At 61.7% G+C, this 19,348-nt stretch carries 18 protein-coding genes; 4 read left to right on the top strand and 14 right to left on the bottom strand.

Going from position 1 to position 19,348, the window contains the following annotated elements:
• Window positions 1–286: 286 nt before the first annotated feature.
• The 3 genes from cydB to Q4T40_20140 are packed head-to-tail and all read right to left on the bottom strand — an operon-like array spanning window position 287 to window position 3,468.
• Window positions 287–1,486, bottom strand: a complete 1,200-nt coding sequence (cydB, locus tag Q4T40_20130; protein MDT8903541.1) for a cytochrome d ubiquinol oxidase subunit II — start codon at window positions 1,484–1,486, stop codon at window positions 287–289.
• Between the two features lie 11 nt (window positions 1,487–1,497).
• A complete protein-coding gene (locus Q4T40_20135; GenBank protein ID MDT8903542.1) occupies window positions 1,498–2,844 on the bottom strand; it encodes a cytochrome ubiquinol oxidase subunit I in 1,347 nt (448 codons plus the stop codon).
• Window positions 2,845–2,856: 12 nt separating this feature from the next.
• Window positions 2,857–3,468, bottom strand: coding sequence for a class I SAM-dependent methyltransferase (locus tag Q4T40_20140; protein MDT8903543.1), 612 nt, complete (start codon window positions 3,466–3,468; stop codon window positions 2,857–2,859).
• Window positions 3,469–3,714: 246 nt separating this feature from the next.
• On the opposite strand from Q4T40_20140, the gene Q4T40_20145 reads away from it, so the two are divergent.
• Window positions 3,715–4,782, top strand: a complete 1,068-nt coding sequence (locus tag Q4T40_20145) for a hypothetical protein (protein ID MDT8903544.1) — start codon at window positions 3,715–3,717, stop codon at window positions 4,780–4,782.
• On the opposite strand, the gene Q4T40_20150 is transcribed toward Q4T40_20145, so the two are convergent.
• On the bottom strand, window positions 4,733–5,611 hold the full coding sequence (locus tag Q4T40_20150; protein ID MDT8903545.1) for an NAD(P)/FAD-dependent oxidoreductase: 879 nt from the start codon (window positions 5,609–5,611) through the stop codon (window positions 4,733–4,735). The genes Q4T40_20145 and Q4T40_20150 overlap by 50 nt on opposite strands.
• Window positions 5,612–5,644: 33 nt before the next feature.
• Between Q4T40_20150 and Q4T40_20155 the strand changes: the two genes are divergently transcribed.
• A complete protein-coding gene (locus tag Q4T40_20155) occupies window positions 5,645–5,962 on the top strand; it encodes a hypothetical protein (GenBank protein ID MDT8903546.1) in 318 nt (105 codons plus the stop codon).
• Here Q4T40_20155 and Q4T40_20160 read toward each other — a convergent pair.
• The 4 genes from Q4T40_20160 to serA form a co-directional block, all read right to left on the bottom strand.
• Window positions 5,959–6,966 (bottom strand): aldo/keto reductase, encoded by a 1,008-nt coding sequence (locus Q4T40_20160; GenBank protein MDT8903547.1) that lies wholly within the window; start codon window positions 6,964–6,966, stop codon window positions 5,959–5,961. The genes Q4T40_20155 and Q4T40_20160 overlap by 4 nt on opposite strands.
• A gap of 189 nt (window positions 6,967–7,155) precedes the next feature.
• The gene (locus Q4T40_20165; protein ID MDT8903548.1) at window positions 7,156–9,414 is read right to left on the bottom strand and encodes a diguanylate cyclase; all 2,259 of its coding nucleotides are present in this window, start codon (window positions 9,412–9,414) and stop codon (window positions 7,156–7,158) included.
• Between the two features lie 180 nt (window positions 9,415–9,594).
• Window positions 9,595–10,845: a DUF1015 family protein gene (locus tag Q4T40_20170; GenBank protein ID MDT8903549.1), complete on the bottom strand. Its 1,251-nt coding sequence runs from the start codon at window positions 10,843–10,845 to the stop codon at window positions 9,595–9,597.
• Window positions 10,846–10,862: 17 nt separating this feature from the next.
• A complete protein-coding gene (gene serA / locus Q4T40_20175) occupies window positions 10,863–12,449 on the bottom strand; it encodes a phosphoglycerate dehydrogenase (GenBank protein ID MDT8903550.1) in 1,587 nt (528 codons plus the stop codon).
• Between the two features lie 499 nt (window positions 12,450–12,948).
• On the opposite strand from serA, the gene Q4T40_20180 reads away from it, so the two are divergent.
• A complete protein-coding gene (locus Q4T40_20180; protein MDT8903551.1) occupies window positions 12,949–13,245 on the top strand; it encodes a hypothetical protein in 297 nt (98 codons plus the stop codon).
• Between the two features lie 51 nt (window positions 13,246–13,296).
• Here Q4T40_20180 and Q4T40_20185 read toward each other — a convergent pair whose 3' ends face one another.
• Together Q4T40_20185 and Q4T40_20190 are read right to left on the bottom strand one after the other, a co-directional pair.
• Window positions 13,297–14,154, bottom strand: coding sequence for a UbiA-like polyprenyltransferase (locus tag Q4T40_20185; protein ID MDT8903552.1), 858 nt, complete (start codon window positions 14,152–14,154; stop codon window positions 13,297–13,299).
• A gap of 12 nt (window positions 14,155–14,166) precedes the next feature.
• Complete coding sequence (locus Q4T40_20190; protein ID MDT8903553.1) at window positions 14,167–14,880, bottom strand: demethylmenaquinone methyltransferase; 714 nt, start codon at window positions 14,878–14,880, stop codon at window positions 14,167–14,169.
• Between the two features lie 214 nt (window positions 14,881–15,094).
• Between Q4T40_20190 and Q4T40_20195 the strand changes: the two genes are divergently transcribed.
• The gene (locus Q4T40_20195) at window positions 15,095–15,589 is read left to right on the top strand and encodes a flavin reductase family protein (protein MDT8903554.1); all 495 of its coding nucleotides are present in this window, start codon (window positions 15,095–15,097) and stop codon (window positions 15,587–15,589) included.
• A gap of 81 nt (window positions 15,590–15,670) precedes the next feature.
• Here the strand turns inward: Q4T40_20195 and Q4T40_20200 are convergent, their stop codons facing one another.
• The 4 genes from Q4T40_20200 to Q4T40_20215 all read right to left on the bottom strand — a co-directional run bounded on the left by Q4T40_20200 (window position 15,671) and on the right by Q4T40_20215 (window position 19,244).
• Complete coding sequence (locus Q4T40_20200; GenBank protein ID MDT8903555.1) at window positions 15,671–16,348, bottom strand: TerC family protein; 678 nt, start codon at window positions 16,346–16,348, stop codon at window positions 15,671–15,673.
• A gap of 216 nt (window positions 16,349–16,564) precedes the next feature.
• On the bottom strand, window positions 16,565–17,212 hold the full coding sequence (locus tag Q4T40_20205) for a 3-oxoacid CoA-transferase subunit B (protein MDT8903556.1): 648 nt from the start codon (window positions 17,210–17,212) through the stop codon (window positions 16,565–16,567).
• Window positions 17,213–17,226: 14 nt separating this feature from the next.
• Window positions 17,227–17,874, bottom strand: coding sequence for an acetate CoA-transferase subunit alpha (atoD, locus tag Q4T40_20210; protein MDT8903557.1), 648 nt, complete (start codon window positions 17,872–17,874; stop codon window positions 17,227–17,229).
• A gap of 53 nt (window positions 17,875–17,927) precedes the next feature.
• Window positions 17,928–19,244 carry a TIGR00366 family protein gene (locus Q4T40_20215; protein ID MDT8903558.1) on the bottom strand — a complete coding sequence of 439 codons (1,317 nt, stop codon included), beginning with the start codon at window positions 19,242–19,244 and terminating at the stop codon, window positions 17,928–17,930.
• Window positions 19,245–19,348 lie beyond the last annotated feature (104 nt).

Below are 19,348 nucleotides of genomic sequence, written 5' to 3' on the forward strand. Positions count from 1 at the left end.
GACTAGCCTTGCCATCACCTCCGCGGGGGAATTCGCATTCCCCAATCAGTTGGCCGGTGTTCCTTTAGTTCGATGTCACTGAAATTATAGCTTGGATATGCATAAAAAAACTGATAAGAATAGCGATGAATGTGTAAGGAAAATGTAAAAATGCAATCTTGATACGCCTACTAAAAAATGGCCGGTAAACAACAAAAAAGCGTGGCCCCTTCCTGCCGGAAGCGGGATTCACGCTAACCGTTCGTCGATAATCCGGATTCCGCCGCACTAAACAAAAATTGCTCGCCTACTCGTCCGGTTCGGTTTTCTTCGTACCCTTCCCGAGCAACAGCACCTTATGCCGATGCTTCAGCCGGTTGATTACCCGGCCGTCGTTGCCGCGCAGAGCGCGGATGACGCAGCTCATCGCATCGGCGAGGCAGCACGCCTGCTTTATCCGTCCCCGCAGCTCCTGGATACCGTTCGCTAAAGCGGTGCCCAGCGGCTCAAATTCAATACCCGCGGGGCTGATTCTATCCCGGAAAACGTAATATTTCCAGCCCTCGAAAGCCAGGATGGCCGGAAAAACCACCGCCATAGTTATGCTCATGATCTTGAGCGTGAGCCGGTTTGAGGCGGAATTATAGATAGTCAGGCTCCACTCCGGGCTCAGACTGGAAACGATGATCCGCGGGAAAAGCTCGGCGAAGACCGCGCCGGAAACCGCCGCCACCGCCAGGCCGCTAAAGACAAAGCTCCTGAGATAATGCCGCCCCTTCAGGCCGAGATTAACCGCGGATATCGCCAAAACCGCCGACAGCAAAGCGACGCCGGTGACGAATTTAAGGCCGGCGACCACATGCGTCAGTACGGCAAACACCAAGGCGGCGGGCAACGCTAACCTGGTCAGCGCCATGCCGAGCCGCCTTGTTCTTGCGCTTATCTCTCCACCCAGTTTAAGGGTTAAATACGTAGCGCCGTGAAGCAGGAAGAGCAGCGCGAACAAGACGCCGCTAGCGACAGTGTACAGGCTTAGCAGGTCCCAGAAAGTACCGGCATACTGCATCCGGGCATCGATCGGCAGCCCTTCCAGCAGGTTGCCCACGGCGACGCCCCATAGCACAGCCGGGATAACGCTGCCCGCGAACAGCGCCCAGTCCCAGAAATTCCGCCACTCCCTCCGCTCGTCCTTATCGCGAAACTCGAATGCCACCCCGCGCAGGATCAGCGGCGCCAGAATCAGCAGCAGCGCCAGGTACATACCGGAAAACAGCGTGGCGTAGGCGCCCGGAAAACCGGCGAACAGGAACGCCCCGGCCGCGATCAGCCACACCTCGTTTCCCTCCCATACCGGCGCCATCGTCCTGATTATCGCCCGGCGCTCCGCGTCCGTCTCCCCGAGGTAAGGCAGCAGCATGCCGGCGCCGTAGTCGAAGCCCTCCAGCAGCAAAAAGCCGATGAACAGCACGCCGAACAAAAGAAAGCAGACCGTGTTATAGTCCATCATATCCCCCCCGGTTATAACTCCCCGCCAGGCCCGGCGCGGATGATTCTGCGGGCGATGTAGAGCGCCGCCAGGGCCACGCCCGCGTATATCCCCGTATAAATAAGCAAAGACGTCCATACGCTCGCCGCCGGCACCACTTTGGAAACGCCGCGCTCAGTCAGCAGCAGGCCGTAAACCAGCCACGGCTGCCGCCCCGCCTCGGTCATCATCCAGCCAGCGGTAACGGCTGCGTACGGCAGCGGCAAACTCCACAGGATCGCTTTCAGCAGGGGCGGATGAGCCTCTAACTCATTTTTATGCCAGTACCAGGCGCAGAGCGCCGCAAGCACGAACAACCACAGGCCGATGGCCACCATGCCGCGAAAACTCCAGAAGAGCAGCGTCACCGGCGGCACGTAATCGCCTGGCCCGAACCGGACCGCGAACTCCCGCTCCAGATCGTTCATCCCCCTGACCTGGGTATTTACCGCGTTAAAGGCCAGCATGGACAGACCCGCCGGCAGCGCCAACTGATAGCTGTTTTTCCGGGTGTCCTCGTCGATCAGGGCGAAGACCACGAAGGGGGCCGGCGCGGCGGTTTCCCACAGCGCCTCCGAAGCGGCCATCTTCATCGGCTGCACCCTGGCGATATATTGGTTGTAAAAGTGTCCCGTACCGACTACGAGAACGGTGGCGACAAGCGCCCATCTCAACCCGACGTCGAACGAGCGCCGGAAGATATCGGGATACTCCCTGCGCAGCAGGTAATAGGCGCTCACCGCCATAATAAAAAAGCCGGCTGTCGCCAATCCGGACAAGACGGTATGGGAGTATTGATAAGCCAGATAAGGATTGTTGATCAGGGCGCCGAGATCGGCCAATTCCAGTCGCCCGTTCCGGAAAGCGAAGCCCGTCGGATGCTGCATGAAAGAATTCGCTGCCAGAATCCAGAACGCCGAATAATTGGCGGCCAGCGCCACCAGCCAGATGGCGGCCAGGTGGGCGCGCCGGGAAACCCTGTCCCAGCCGTAAACCCATATGCCGATCGCCACCGACTCCACGAAAAAGGCGGTCAGCGCCTCGAAAGCGAGCGGCGGCCCGAAAACGCTGCCCACAAACCGGGAATACTCCGCCCAGTTCATGCCGAACTGAAATTCATTGACAAGGCCGGTAACGATAGCAACCGCGTAATTGATCAAAAAAAGCTTGCCCCAAAACCTGGCCATGGCTTTATATAACCGCTCGCCAGTACGGACGTACACCGTTTCCATCATGGCTATCATGACTGACAGCCCGAGGGTCAGCGCCACGAACAAAAAGTGGTAGGTCAGCGTCACCCCAAACTGGATGCGGGCCAGCAGCAAGGCTGTATTATCCATTATTCTCCTCAGCTATGGCGTGGCGATAATAAGCTTTACGATCTTACCCTTTACATTCTCGACGCTCTCGGGCCGTAACCCGGCTATCATCGTATTTTCGACCGTGCGGCGGTTGATGTTCGCCCCGACCATATAGAGGGAAACCGGGTGGAGGATGTCCATTATCCGCCCCAGCACAGGATCATCGCTGCGAACATGCTCCAGCAGAATCACCTTGCCCGTCGGCTTGCACACCCGTCGCGCCTCCATCAGACCTTTCACCGGGTCGGGCACCGAACAAAAGACGCAGGTGGCCACCACCGTATCGAAGGTGCCATCGGCGAAGGCCATCCTCTGGGCGTCCATCTCATACAGCGTCACCGGGACTTTTGCCAGATGCAGCTTTCCCCGGGCCTTGGCCAGCATTCCCGGGCTAAAGTCGATCCCCGTCACATCGCAGCCCGCCGGATAAAACGGCAGATTGGCGCCTGTTCCCACGCCGATCTCCAACACCTTGCCGCTGGCGTGGGCGAGCGCCCTCTGCCGCAAATCCGCCGAAACCATCCGGTCCATCATGTCGTAAAACAAGGCGGCGCGGTTATACCGCCGTCTGATTTTTTCGGTTAGCTCTTCAGTTCCCCGCATTTTGCCCCTGCCCTTCCGGATTAACCCCTTTCAAGTAATAACCCGGTTTCGGAGGATTATGCCCGGTAAAAACTTCCGCAATTATGAGGGATCGTTGCAGTCGGGCGACGTTGTGGTAAAACGCCGCCGCACTCGGCCGCGCTCTTTTCCTGCCCTCCCGGCACGCGCCGGCCGATACCAGAAAAATCCACGTCAGAAAGCGCCCCATCCCTCATATCATTTAGCGAAAGGGAGGGAGGGACCGACGTGCGCTGCTCCAAGGCGCTTGCCGACACCATCCGCGTAGGGGCCGCGTACGCCGGCACCGTCATCGGGGCCGGCTTTGCCTCCGGCCAGGAAATAGTCCAGTTCTTCGCCAGCTTCGGCAAAGCCGGTCTGGCCGGCATCGCCGTCGCCACCATCCTGTTCGCCTGGCTCGGCGGCCGGCTGCTCGAGCTCGGTTACCGTCTCAGGGCCACCGCCTACCACCAGGCCATCTACCACGTGTGCGGCCGCCGCGCCGCCCTCGTCCTCGACGTCCTCACCGCCCTCTTCCTGTTCGTCATGCTGTCGGTCATGCTAGCCGGCATCGCCACCGTCGGCCGCGACTACCTCGGCCTGCCCTTTTACCTCGGCCTTGCCGTCGCCGGAGCGGTCGTCGCCGTCACCGTGTTGGGCGGCATCCGCGGCGTGGCCGTCGCCAACATGGCCATCGCCCCCCTCCTCATCGCCGCCATCGCCGTCGTCGGCCTCTACTCACTCGCCTACCACGCCGCCGACCCGGGCCTGGGCGCGGCGCCGCCCGCCCCCGCCAGCCAGTCGGCCCCCCATTGGCTGCTGGCCACCCTCATCTACGTCTCCTACAACCTTACCGTCGGCTCCACCATCCTCGTGCCGCTCGGCAGCACGATCCCCCACTACGCCAGCCGCGTCGGCGGCGGAGTGCTCGGCGGCCTAATCCTGGGCGGCCTGGCAGCGTTCATAACCCTGATCGTCATGCTCCATCATCCCGCCAGCCTCACTCAGGAGGTGCCCATCCTCGAAATCGCCAGTCGCCAGCATCCCCTTTCCAGCATAATCTACGCCGCCATCCTGCTAGCGGCGATGTACACCACCGCCCTCGCCAGCCTGTACGGTTGCGCCGGAAAAACAGCAGCGGCGACGGGCCTCCATCCGGCCCTCGCCGCCGTGGTGGTCGCCGCCGCCGCCGCGATCTGCGGTCAGTTCGGTTTCGCCAAGCTGATCAAAATGATTTTCCCGATTTTCGGTTACGCGACGCTCTGGTTCACGGCGCGGCTTGCCTGGCTTTCGATTCGAGATAGCCGATGGCGCTGAGCACCGCCACCAGGCCCTCCCCGGTCGCCTTCGCGATCTGCCAGGGCTTGCCCGTGCAATCGCCGGCGGCGAAAACGCCCGGAATACTTGTCGCCATATCGCGCCCCACCCGGATCACCTCGCCGTCCAGCTCCAGACCGGGGAGAACATTCTCCACCGGGTCCGACTGGCGGAGAATAAACACCCCGTCGACAGCCAGCGCTCCCTGGTCGGTCGCCAACTCCTCCACCTGGCTGTCGCCCTTGATCGCCCGGGGCTTGTCGGTCACAACCCTGACGTTCTCCATAAAGCGCGGCAACTCGCCCTTATACTGCGGCAGGTAATAAACCTGGCGGCACAGCTCGCCCAAATACGTCGCCTCGTGCTCGCCCTCCGCCGTATAAGAAATCACCGCCACGTTCTTATCCTTGTAGAACATCGCGTCGCAGGTCGCGCAGTAACTCACGCCGCGGCCGAGGAACTCCTTCTCGCCAGCGAACAGCACCGTCGCCACCACGCCGGTCGTCAGGATGACAGCCTTCGCCTCGTAAGTCGCGGCAGGCGTCAGCAGCGTAAAAACCTCGCCTGGGTAGATATTGAGCACCTTCTCCTTGATGATCGTCGGCTCATGGGCCAGGCAGTGGGCGGCCATCTGCTGCATCAGGCCCTTGCCGGTGATCTGGGGCAGGCCGGGGTAATTGTCCACAAGATGGGCCTTCTGCAGCTTCTGGCTGAAATCGAGATGCTCGAACAGGGCGACCTCCTTATTGCGGATGCGCCCGGTCAGCGCGGCCGAAAGACCGGCGGGTCCGCCGCCGACAACGGCAATGTCGAATACTTTCTCGGCCATGTGAATACCTCCTTCGGGGCAAGGGGTGATGGCATGTACAACTACACGGTCACGCGGATCGCGTGCGGCGCCGTCTTCCGGCTGGCGTTCGCGGCCGGCACGTGCGTCGGCGGGGCGTGCGGCATAATCCTTGGCCTGCTCGAAAGCAGCGCCGTCGGCGTCCTTGGCGGCGCCTTCCTCGGCCTGACGGTAGGAGTCGCCACCGGCGTCGTCGCCCTGGCCAGCGCCGCCGTCTTCAACCTGCTCGCCCCCTACCTGGGCGGCGTCGCGGTCAGGCTTGAGCCCGTGCCCGCGGCCCCGCCGGCCGCCGACGCACAGCCCGAACAGCCCGAGCAGCCCGCGGGCGACTAGCCCAGATCCGCGGCCACCTTCTTCATCCGCTCGCGGATGGGGATATCGTAGGGGCAGCGCGACTCGCACGCCCCGCACTCAGTGCAGTCCGAAGCCTTCGCCGGCAGCGTCGCGTACCGGCCGGGAATGGCGGTCTTCATATTATAGCGGGTATACTGGAGATGGAAAATAAACATCGTCGGAATATCGATACCGGCGGTGCACGGCAGGCAATAGCCGCAGCGGCGGCAGAAATTGGCGCCGATCTCGGCGGCCAGGCGCTTCAGCTCCTCGCGCTCCGCGGCGGAAAGCGGGCGGTAATTCTTCAGCGCCGCGAGATTCTCCTCCACATGCCTGACCTCGTCCATCCCGGGTATGGCGGTCGTAATATCGTGCTCCAGAATGTACCGCAGCGCCAGATCGGGATTGTCGATCTGGCCGCCGCCCAGCGGCTTCATCACGATAATGCCGATATTCTCCTTCCGCGCCAGCGGGAAAAGCTCCTGCTCGGCCTGCGACTCGATACAGTTGAACGGCGCCTGCACGGTGCTGAACAGACCGGTCTTCAGGCCCTCTACCAGCAAATCCATGCTGTGGCCGGTGATGCCGATATGGCCGATCTTCCCGGCCTTCTGCGCCTCCTGCAGCGCCTCCAGCGCGCCGCCCGGACTCAGCACCTTCTCGAAATCGGGGCGTGTCTTGACATTGTGGACCTGATACAAATCGATATAGTCGGTTTTCATGGTCGCCAGGCTAATATCGATATCCCTGGCCATGCCTGCCCGGTCGCGGGCCATGCTCTTGCTGGCCAGATAATACTCCTTCCGCCGGGACGAAACGTGGCAGCCGATCTTCTCCTCGCTGTCCGTATAGGCGCGGGCGGTATCGATAAAGTTGATCCCTGCGTCCAGCGCCGCGTTGAGCACCGGTCCCGCCTCGGCCAGCGTGCAGCGCTGCATGGGCAGGCCGCCGAAAGCGATGGCGGTGACTTCCAGGCCGGTACGGCCGAGAACCCTTTTTTCCAAAACTATCACTCCTTCCCGGTTTTATTTCGGTCCGTGGCCCGGACAATCCTCTTCCGGCGCCATCAGATTTCCTAATGGCCGGATGGCCGGATCCCCGCCAATGCTAGCTTTGTATGGGCGGAACAAAATTATGCGCAAACCCGGCCCGGCGAAAAAAACAACCCGCGCGCATCGCCCGGGCTGGCAGCGTTAATCGGCATGCAGCAGCTTCACAAACAACTCCGCCAGGCCGGGGTCGAACTGGCGGCCGGCGCAACGGACAAGCTCCGCCACCGCCTCGGCGTGAGTCATCGCCTGGCGATAGGGGCGGTCATTGGTCATCGCATCGTAAGCATCGACAATCGCCAGCATGCGACAGGGCAGGGGAATCGCCTCGCCCGCCAGGCCGAGCGGATAGCCCTCGCCGTTCCACCACTCCTGATGCTTCAAGATCCAGTCGGCGATCGGCGCCAGCTCGGGGGAAGCCAGCGCGATCCGGTAGCCGATCTCCGAATGCCGCTTCATCACCTCGAACTCCTCGGCGGTCAGGCGGCCGGGCTTGAAAAGAATCTGGTCGGGGATGCCGACCTTGCCGATATCGTGGAACCGGCCCAGCAGGCGCAGGTCGGGCAGCTCGCTGTCCGGCACGCCAACGGCGACGGCCAGCTTCACCATCAGCTCCTGAAGGCGGTCTGCGTGGCCGTCGGTCACGAAATCCCTGGCCTCCAGAGCCTGGGCGAGCGTCGCCACGATCGCGCTGTGGCCGCTCTGCTTGCTATGAAGCTTCTCGCGGTACATATTGCGGTCGGCCGCCTTAAAGGTATCGCCCAGCGTCTCATCCGCGCCCGTGCGGACAGCGCGGCCGACCGAAACGGCCAGCGGCGTCCGGGTAGATTCCCGGTAAGCGGACACCGCCGCGCGGATACGCTCGCAGGCATCCCCGACCGCCGCCGCATCGCTGTTGGGCATAATCACGCCGAACTCGCCGCCGCCGGTGCGGGCGACGACATCCCCGGCCCCGAAGCACGCGGCGATCATCCCGGCCGCCGCAGCGATCAGCCTGTCGCCGGCCTCGTGGCCCAAAGTATCGTTGATGAGCTTCAGGCCGTCGATATCGCACACGATAACCCCCACCGGCAAAAAACGCCCGTCGTTCATCCGCCGCAGCTCGGCTTCGAAGAACGCGCGGTTGTTCAGGCCGGTGGCCTGATCGGTCAGGCTCATCTGCTTCAGCACGCGCTCCATCCGGCGGCGCTCGGTGATATCGCGGATAATGGCGATGACCTCGCCGTCGGCCGTGGCCGCAAGACGCAGATCCCGGTGCAAAATTATGCCGTCCGGCGCGCTGATCTCATAGTCGAACTCCTGCACAACCCGTGTTCTGACCGCTTCCGCAATTCCGAGAGTTATTCTCTCCTCAACATACTGCGGGGCAAAATCGCAGAGATGGCGGCCGATAAACCCGGCGAGCGGGACGACCGTTTTACAGTCGCCGCCCTCCTTAAACTCCAGCAAGTATCCGTCCGCGCTCAGGCGGAGGATAATATCGGGCATCGCGTCCAGGGCCGCCTGGGTACGGGCCTGCTGCAGCTCCAGGCTGGCCTCGACCAGGGCGCGTTCGGTCAACTCCTCCCGCAGCGAACGGGTAAGGCGGGCGTTCGCGAGGGTTATCGAAGCCAACTCGGCAAAGCTCGCGAGCAGCTCCCGGACCTGCTCGTCCAGCTTGCGGCGGTCAAAATAATTCACCCCGAAAACCCCGGCGACCTCGCCGCTGACGATCAGCGGAAACCCCGTCGAAGTCCTGATGAGCGAAAAACCGTCCCCGGCCAGGCGGCCGTCCCAACAGTCATAATCGTTGATCACCAGCGGCGCGCCGGAATTCCATACCTGGCCGACGACCCCTTCGCCGCGGCGCTGGCGGAACCCGATCTCCCTGATGGTAGTGCCGATCACCACCTTCAGCTCCATCGCCTGACCGTCGTCGGTGAGCGTATACAGATAAGCGTGCGAAGATTCACCCAAAGCGGCCGCCTTCTCTACGATCAGCCGCAGCAGCGCCTCCACGTCCCGTTCGTGCATGAGCGCAAAGGCCGTCTCCCGCAGAGCCAGCAGACACTCGTTCTGGCGGCGGATCTTGTCCTGGCTGCTCACAAGCTCGCTAAACTGCTGGCGCAGCTCCTCCTCGGCGGCGGTCAGTTCCTCGTTCACCTGGGCGAGAGCCTCGTTGCGCTCATGAAGATCCTGCTTTGAGCAGACGATCGCCTTGACATTGCGGCGGATTACCCAAAACAGCATCACCGCCGTCGCGGCCACGAACCCCCAGCCTTTCGCCACCTGCAGGGCGGTGATGGCGGCCGGATCCTTCACGATCGAGAACAAAACAGTATCAGAAAACACGATCCACAGCCCGGCGATCACAGCGTATGAAAAAGCCACCCTGGCGGCGATCATCAAAGGATCGGTACTCATCCCGGCTGCCCCCCCCCCCATCCGATCGGAGCGGATAATTATCCTATAATTGAAAAAATTTCGACACATTGGCAAGCTGTTCCTGTTTTTTTTAAGCATGCAAAGAATCGGGAGGCAAAATATTTTTTGCCTCCCGAAAGACTCCTGCCTGTTACAGTTATTCACGCGGCGCCGCCCGGATCAGCGGCAGCCGGTCAAATGCACCACCATCGCATCCCTGAGCTTCGGCTCGAACCACGTCGACTTCGGCGGCATGATCGCGCCGCGGTCGGCGATCGCCATCAGCTCCTCCACCGAAGTGGGGTAAAGCGAGAAGGCCACGGCGTAGCGGCCGCTGTCCACCAGCCGCTCCAGCTCGGCCATGCCGCGGATGCCGCCGACGAAATTGATCCGCTTGTCGGTGCGGGGATCGCCCACCTTGAGGAGCGGCGCCAGCAGATTATCCTGCAGAATGCTTACATCCAAACCGGCCACCGGGTCGGTGCCGTCGAAGCTCCCCGGCCGGGCCGTCAGCCTGTACCAGCGGCCGGCGAGATACATGCCGAAGGTATGGGCGGCGTCCGGTTTGCAGGCCCCGGCCGGATGCTCCTCGACCGTAAACTTTCCGGCGACGGCAGCCAGAAAATCGGTCGGCGCGAAGCCGGCAAGATCGGCCACCACGCGGTTGTAATCCATTATCCGCACCTGATCATGGGGGAATATCACCACCAGGAAGCGATTATAATCTTCCTCCCCGGTGTGGCCGGGATTTGCGGCCCGGCACTTTTCCCGCACCCGCGCCGCCGCCGCCGAACGGTGGTGGCCGTCGGCGATATACAGCGCCGGTATTTGCCGGAAAGCCTCTTCGATGGCGGCGATATCGCCCGCGTCGTCCACCACGTACAGCGTGTGGCTTATCCCGTCGTCGGCGGTGAAATCGTACGCCGGCGTCCGCCGGCGGCAACGCTCGACAAGCGCGTCGATACCCCGGTCGGCGCGGTAAGTCAGGAACACCGCCCCGGTCTGCGCGTCGGTCGCGGCGATATGGTTCACCCGGTCGAGCTCCTTGTCCGGCCGCGTGAACTCGTGCTTCTTGATGATCCCCTGCTCGTACTCGTCGACCGACGCCGCGGCCACCAGGCCCACCTGCGTGTGGTCGCCCATCGTCTGCTTATACACGTAATAGCACGGCGCGCCATCCTGCCGCAGGTACCCCTGGGCGACGAAGCTCTCGAGAGTGGCGCGCGCCTGGTCGTACACCGCCGGCGAATAATGATCGGCCTCAGCCGGCAGATCCACCTCCGACTTGGTCACCCGCAGAAAACTGAGCGGGTTGTCGGCGGTGATCCGGCGGGCCTCCTCGGAATCCATCACATCGTAGGGCAGGGCGGCGATCTTCGCCGCCAGCCCCGGGTCCGGCCGCAGGCCGCGGAAAGGTTTTACAGTTGCCATCAGGACCTCCCTTTCGCTCAGCCGATATTGAAATTGACCAGTTTAGCGCCGAGAATGCCGTCCACCGCCTTGATCTTCAGCATAACCGGCGTAGGCAGATCGGCCTCGACCGTCATCACCATTATGCTCGTCCCGGCCGTTTCGGTGCGGCCCACCTGCATGCCGGCGATATTGATGCTGTGCTCGCCGAGGATCGTGCCGACCTTGCCGATGATGCCCGGCTTGTCGATATGCGGCCCGATCAGCAGCCAGCCCGACGGGTCCACGTCCACCCGGTAGCCGTCGATCATCACGATGCGGGCCTCCTCCTTGCCGAACAGCGTGCCGGCCACCATATGGGACCCCTTGTCCGTGCGGATGCGGACGGTCAGGAGATTGGCGAAGTTGGCCGTCTCCTTGCTCTTGATCTCCTTCGCCTTAATGCCGCGGCCCTTGGCCACCCCCGGGGCGTTGACGTAATTGACCGTCTCCTGGAGGATAGGACCGAGCAGGCCCTTCAGCACCGCCGTTGTCAGCATGCGGGTGTCGACCTCGCTGATCTGGCCGTTATACTCCACCTCGACCGTCTCGATGCGTCCGTCGGCCAGGTGTACGGCCAGGCAGCCCATCTTCTCGGCCACGCCCAGATACGGCTTGATAACCGTCATCACATGGGCGGGCACGGGGGCGATATTGACCGCGGTCGTCACCGGCTCGCCGCGCAGGGCGACGAGGATGCCCTCCGCCACATCGACGGCCACGCCCACCTGGGCCTCGGCGGTCGACGCGCCCAGATGGGGAGTCAGCACCACCTTGTCCACGGCGAGCAGCGGATTGGCCGGATCGATCGGTTCCTTCTCGAACACGTCGATCGCCGCGCCGGCCACTATCCCGTCCTTGATGGCCTCGGCCAGGGCCGCCTCGTCGATCACCCCGCCGCGGGCGCAGTTGACAATCCGCACCCCCGGCTTCACCTTCTTGAACGTCTCCTTGCCGAACAGGCCCTTCGTATCGGCCGTCAGCGGCAGATGCATTGTGATGAAATCCGCGCCGGCCAGCACCTCGTCGAACTCGACAAGCTCGATATTGAGCGCCCGGGCATGATCGGCGGTTATAAAGGGATCGTACGCCAGCACCTTCATCTCCATCGCCAGCGCCCGCTTCGCCACCCCGGTGCCGATGCGGCCGAGGCCCAGCACGCCGAGCGTCTTGCCCCGCATCTCCACCCCGACGAACTTGCCCCGCTGCCACTCGCCGCTCTTGACCGACTGGTGAGCCTGGGGAATATTGCGGGCCAGGGACAGCATCATCGCCATCGTATGCTCGGTCGCCGCCATCGTATTGCCCTCCGGCGCGTTCAGCACGATGACGCCCTTCTTCGTCGCCGCGTCCACATCGATATTATCCACGCCCACGCCGGCCCGGCCAATAACCTTCAGCTTATCGGCCGCCTCGATCACCGCCTTGGTGACCTTGGTCTCGCTGCGCACCACCAGCGCGTCGTAGCCGGGGATAAGTGCGACGAGCTCCTCGGGCGGCAGTTTAAGCTTGACATCCACATCGTGTTCCTGGCGCAGGATCGCTATGCCTTTTTCTGATACCGGGTCGGATACGAGTATTTTCATGATGCTCCCTCCAAAAATGAAATTGCTTATAAAAAAACCGCCCCGAAATTGGGGCGGGATTTTCCCGCGGTGCCACCCAGCTTATGCCGCAGCCGGAGCAGCCAACTAAAAAACCCCCATCCCCACAGGGACGAGAGTAATTCCCGCGTTGCCACCCACATTGCCAAACGGCCAACTTATGCCGCTTTATCGGGCGGCGCCCGTCATGATTCGTCACCAGCCGCTCCAGGGCGGAACCGCCTGCCCGTCCACCGGCTCGCACCACCCGCCGGCTCTCTGAAGGCACGCAACAATTGGCTTCCCTTTCAACGCGTTGCCGTATAAATTTAGTTTTGATTATAATTCATCCCCTTGGTAAAGTCAAGTGTCTTTTTCGCGAAAACATTGTTCCGGTCGCGGGAAAAATCGCCTGCTTCGCGTTTTTTTACTCCCGTTCGGCAGGAGCGGGCAGTCACCGTCCAGAATAAATAAAATAACGCCAGATAAAGGAGGAATCACCATGGACAAGGACCGCATCAGAGAATACCGTGACCTCTTCGCCAAAAAGGCCCGCGAACTGTGGGACGACCTCGGCGACGAAGTAAAGTGGGCTAAGGATGTCACCGAAATCCGCCTGCAGATGGAAATTCTCGAAGCCAAGCAGGACCGCCTCTTCAAGGAATACGGCAAAACCGTCTTCCTGACCGGCCAGTGCGAAGGCCCGGCCGTCGACACCCTGCTCAAGGAAATCGGCGTCCTCGAAGACGAGCTCCAGAAAAAATACCTCGCTCTCCAGAAACTCAAAGCCGAATCGTAAGTCGCGCAAGAGCCGGACTAACCGTCCGGCTCTTTTGTTTCCCTAACCGATTCATTTAAACACTACCTCGCAGAACACCGCCGCCAGCATCGCCACGCTCAGCGTCCCGTTCAGGTTGAAAAACGCCACCCCGGCGCGGGAAAGATCGGCCGGGCTCACCAGGCGATGCTGCCAGAAAAGCAGCGCCGTCGCGGCCGCCGTCCCCAGCCAGTAAAACGCTCCGAGGCCGAGCATATAGCCGAACAGCGCGAACAGGCCGGCCGCAAGAACGTGGAAAACTCTCGCCACCCGCAGCCCGGTCGCGATGCCGAAGCGCGCCGGGATGGAGTAGATACCGGCTGTGCGGTCGAAATCGTAATCGTCGCACGCGTAAATAATATCGAAACCGGCCACCCACAGCATCACCGCCGCCGCCAGCGTCAGCGCCGCCGCGCTCGCGGCCCCGGTGACCGCCACCCACGCCCCCAGCGGCGCCAGGGCTAGTGTGCCGCCGAGGAAAAGGTGGCACAGCCAGGTAAACCGCTTGGTGTAAGAATAAAAAGTCAGCGCCAGCACCGCCACCGGGAAAAGGCGGAAAGCGAGAGGGCTAAGCTCATGGGCCGCCACCGCCAGCAGCAGCAGCGACACCGCCGTGTACAGCCACACCGTCCACACCGGCAGCAGGCCACGGGGCAGCGCCCGCGCCGCCGTGCGGGGATTCGCGGCGTCGATACGGCGGTCGATGATGCGGTTGAGCGACATCGCCGCCGTCCGGGCGCCGACCATCGCCAGCGTAATCCAGACGAAATCGTGGAAGCTCGGCAGCCGCTGCTCCGCAAGCAGCGCGCCGATATAAGCGAACGGCAGGGCGAAAACGGTATGCTCGAACTTTATCATCTCCAGGAAAATCGCGAACTTTCCCAGGCGCAAACGCCCACCTCCTCACTTCCTGCCGGTATGCACGGCCACTATCCCGCCGGTCAGCTCGTGATAAACGGCCTCCTTCAGCCCCACCGCCGTGAAAATATCGCGCACCGCGGCCTGGTGGGGAAAGCGCCTGAGCGACTCCGGCAGCCAGCGATACGGGCCGTCCACGCCCACCCCCGCCTTACCCAGCAAGGGAAGGACCTGCTCGAAATAAAAGTAATAAAGCTGCTTGAAAACCGGTGCACTGGGCTTGGCCAACTCCAGGGAAACGACCATCCCGCCCGGCCGCACCACCCGCCGCATCTCCGCCAGCACGGCGGCGATATCAGGCACGTTGCGCAGCGCGAAACCGATCGTGGCGCAGTCGAAGCTGTCGTCAGGGAAGGGGAGGGCCATCGCGTTGCCCTCCACCAGTTCGACCATCCGGCCGTACGGGCTCGCGGCGACATTGCCAGTTGCCACATCCAGCATCTCCCGGCAAAAATCCAGGCCCGTCACCCGCCCCTCCGGCCCGGCGATCCTCGCCAGCTCCAGGGCCAGCATGCCGGTCCCGCAGCAGACATCGAGCGCCCGGCCGCCAGCCGCCAGCCCCGTCCTCTCGACCGCGAACCGTCGCCAGTACTTATCGCGGTTGAAGCTCAGCAGCGTATTCATCAAATCGTAACGACGGGCGATAGCGGCAAACACGCCGCGGACATAATTCTCTTTAGCGGTGGTAAAATCGGCCACAACATACTCTCCTTGCCAAATCAGACATCCCGTCCGCCTGTCGGCGGCCGGCACACTAACATTATACCGCCACGCGCGGGTCCGGACCACATAAAAAAACTTATCCCCTCGCCCCGCGCCGCCAGGAAACGCCTTTTTGCGGACAGAATATATAAATAAAAAAGATTCCCGCGGACGGGCGCGCAAGCGGCCCGCCGACAAGGAGGTTTCGATCGTGAAAGAAATCAGCTTCAGCGACCAGGCCAGCAAGGCCATGGAGGTGCTCCGCCAGGGAGCCTTCCTCACCGCCGGCGACGGCGACAAAAGCAACGTCATGACCATCGCCTGGGGCAGTATAGGCTTCATGTGGGGGAAACCGGTCTTCACCGTCATGGTGCGGCCGTCCCGCCACACCTACCAATTCATGGATCGCGGCGAATTCACCGTCAGCCTGCCGCTTGCCGGCATGAAGGACGCCCTCGCCCTCTGCGGCAGCAAATCGGGGCGGGACGTCGACAAAGTCAAAGCGGCTGGCCTCACCCTCCGGGCGGGCCAAAAGGTTGCCACCCCGGTCGTCGACGGCTGCGGCCTCTACTACGAATGCCGCGTCGCCTACCGGTACGACATGGTCCCCGGCCAGCTTGGCCAGGACTACGACGCCCAGTGGTACAAGGGCAGCGACTATCATACGGTATACATCGGCGAAATCGTCGCCGCCTACACTGACTGACGGCCGTCCGGCGGCGCCCATCTGCGGCCCCTACGCCGTTATAAAAGCGAGTCTTATTCAGACTCGCTTTTTCCTTTTATCTCAGCCCTCATTTTCCCGTTCATTCTTACCCTGCTTGCGCTGCCGCTGCGTCCGGTAGCCGTAGCCGACGACGCCGACGGTTATCGCCGCAGGCACCAGCCAGTGGGGCAAATACTCTACGATGTGGACGCCGATCTTGGGGTCGGCGTTGATCATCTCGCCCGCCGTCCAGGCGATCAGCGCGGCCCCGATGTAAACGATGATCGGGAACCGGTCCATCAGCATCACAAGGACTCTGCTGCCGAAAATGATAAGCGGGATGCTCAGTGCCAGCCCGACGCCGAGAAGAACATAATCACCCTCGGCGATTGCGGCGATGGCCAGGGTATTATCGAGGCTCATCACGATATCGGCGACAATGATCGTCTTCACGGCCGCCCAGAGCGAATCCGACGCATTGATATTATCGCAACTGTTCTCTTCCACGAGGAGCTTGGCGGCGATCCAGACAAGCAGCAGGCCCCCGGCGAATTGAAGATAAGGGATTTTAAGCAGGACCACCGCCACGATAGTGAGGACAATCCTAAGCCCTATCGCCCCGGCACTGCCCCACAGGATGGCCATCTTCTGCTGCTTGGGCGGCAGGCAGCGGCTGGCCATGGCGATAACCACCGCATTGTCGCCGCTGAGAACGATGTTCACCATCATGATTTTGGATAGTGCGACTAAAAACTCCATTTTTTTCTCCTTGATGTAAAAATTACTCTGCAGCCTCCTGAGCCGGTGCTCGGTAAAACAGTCAACATCAACTTACCACTATGCAAGCCTTATGTCAAGTGCGGCGGCGGTCCTCGACACGGCCGCACCCTGCGGGCGCCGGAGAAAAGTGCGAGCCCGCGGCTTATTTGGGCCGCGGGCTGGGAAGGTCTTATTATTTTTTAGCAAAGGTTATAGTTATAAAACCATCTCCTTCACATCCGGCACGACGGTAAAGGCGGCCTCGGTGGCGGCCCTCACATCGGCGACGGTAACGCCGGGAGCAGTCTCCGTGAGAACGAGACCCCGCTCGTCGCGGACAAAAACGGCCAGATTGGTGACGATCATATCGACCTCCTGCTTCGCTGTCAGCGGCAGGGAGCATTTCTTGAGAATCTTCGGCGAGCCGTCCTTGGCGGTGTGCTCCATCGCCACGATTACCCGCTTGGCGCCCACCACCAGGTCCATGGCGCCGCCCATGCCCGGCACGATCTTGCCCGGCACCATCCAGTTGGCCAGATTGCCCTCCTCGTCGACCTCCAGGCCGCCGAGGACGGTCGCCGCCAGATGCCCGCCGCGGATAATCGCGAACGACATCGCGCTGTCGAACACCGCGCCGCCGGGCAGGATGGAAACCGGCTTGCCGCCGGCGTTGGTCGTATCGGGGTCGGTTGCGCCGTTGGCCGAACCCAGACCGACAAAGCCATTCTCCGAATGGAGAATGATGTGGACGCCGGCCGGGATGTGGTCGGCGGCGAGAGTCGGGATGCCGATGCCGAGATTGACGAGATCGCCGTCCGCGAACTCGCGGGCGATACGTCTGGCGATAAGTTCTTTAGAATCCATCTTTTCTCCCCCTCCTAGCCCTGCACCAGGTAATTGACGAAAATACCCGGCAGCATTACGGCGTCCGGATCAATGGCGCCGGTCTCGACGATATTGGTGGCCTCGACAACCACGACATCGGCGGCCATGGCCATTAGCGGATTAAAGTTGCGGGCGGAGCGGTGGAAAATCAGGTTGCCCGCCTTATCGGCCGTATGGGCCTTTATAAAGGCGACGTCGGCCCGCAGCGGCTTCTCCAGCAGGTATTCGCGGCCGTCGACGGTGATGGTCTGCTTTCCTTCGGCCACGACTGTGCCCAGGCCGGTGGGGGTGAGGATACCGCCCAAACCTGCGCCGCCGGCGCGGATTATTTCCGCCAGCGTGCCCTGGGGCACCAGGTCGACGGCCAGTTCGCCGGCGTTCATCTGGCGACCGGTCTCGGGATTGGTGCCGATATGGGAAACAATCGCTTTCTTCAGCTGCTTGCTAACCACCAGTTTGCCGATCCCCTTATCAGGGACGGCGGTATCGTTGGCGATAACGGTCAGGTCTTTGGTCCCCTGGGCAACGAGCGCGTCCACGAGCGACTCCGGGGTACCCACCCCCAGAAACCCGCCGATCATGACGGACATACCGTCCTTGACCAAAGCGGCTGCTGCCTGTTGAGTCATCATTTTAGCCATAACAGATCCTCCTGAGCCGGAGGGGCAGCGCGGCTGCCCCTCCGCCATTTGCATTAGAATATCATCAGACCCAGGGCGATAACAATACCAGTGTAGATAAGCGTCATCACGCAGTAGCCCATGATGTCGCGAACGCCGAGCTTGGCGATCCCCAGCAGGGGCAGCGCCCAGAACGGCTGGATCATATTCGTCCACTGGTCGCCGTACGCGATGCTCATCGCCACCTTGGCCGGATCCACGCCGAGAGCCGCGCCGGCCGGGATGTTGATGGGGCCCTGCACTATCCACTGGCCGCCGCCGGAGGGAACGAAGAAATTGATGACGCCGCCGGCGATAAAGGTAAACAGCGGGAAAGTGAAGGGGGTCGAGAAGGAAATGAACCACTTGGCGATAATGGCGGCCAGACCCGAGGAAACCATGATGCCCTGGATGCCGCCGTACAGCGGGAACTGCAGGGCGATGCCGCCCGCTCCCTTGATGGCCTCGTTCATCGCCCGCACGTAATTGATCGGGGTCATATGAAGAATGACGCCGGCGACGAAGAAAATGCAGATAACGATATTAAGCGACAGGTTGAAACCCTTCGTGGCGAAATAATTACCGAGGTAAAGCAGGCCCATCAGGCCGAAAAGCATATTGATGACAACGCTGTTTTCCAGTATGGTCGCGAAAGTCTGTTTCGCGGGCGCCGCCGGCTCGGGCGCTTCGGCCAGCAGCTCGGGGTCGACCGTCCTGATGTCTTCGGGCTTGGGAGCCATCATCTTGAACAGGATCGGCAGGGTGAAGATAATAAACCACGTGATGATGAGGTTCGGGACCGAGAAAATGGTGCTGGTTACCGGGATGATGCCGGTGAGCTTCTCGACCAGGTGGCCCTTGGTGGCCACGGCCAGGGGAATAGAGCCCGAAATGCCGCCGTGCCAGATAACGAACCCGGAGTAACCGGCCGCGACCACGAAGCTGTAATCCGTTCCCTCCACGCGGCGGGCCAGCTCGCGGGCCAGCAGAGCGCCGACGACCAGGCCGAAGCCCCAGTTCAGGAAGCTGGCCACGCCGACCACGAAGCAGTTCAGCATCGCGGCCTGGGAGCCATTCTTGGGAATCGACGCCAGCGTGCTCAGGAAAGCCTTGATCGGCTTGCTGCTCGCCAGCGCGTGACCGGTCACGAGGATCAAAATCATCTGCATGGCGAAAGCGAGAATGCCGTATAGACCGTTGCCCCACATGGTAACAAGGGCCATGAAACCTTTTCCGGTAAGCGCGAGAGCCATTACGAACGCCGCAAAGGTAAGAAGAATTGCGAACAGGTAGGCGTCCGGCAGGTATCTCTGCACTAGAACGACAAAGAAATTGGCCATTCTGTTAAGCATAACTCTTGCTCCTCCTTATAACTAAAATTGTCGACGGGGGCTGAAACTCGAACCTGATTGCCCACCTCCTCCTTTCCGAAAGATCAAGCAAATCATCCCGCAAA

It is taken from the genome of Selenomonadales bacterium 4137-cl, assembly GCA_032334055.1.
In the GTDB taxonomy this organism is placed as follows: domain Bacteria; phylum Bacillota; class Negativicutes; order Sporomusales; family UBA7701; genus Anaeroselena; species Anaeroselena agilis.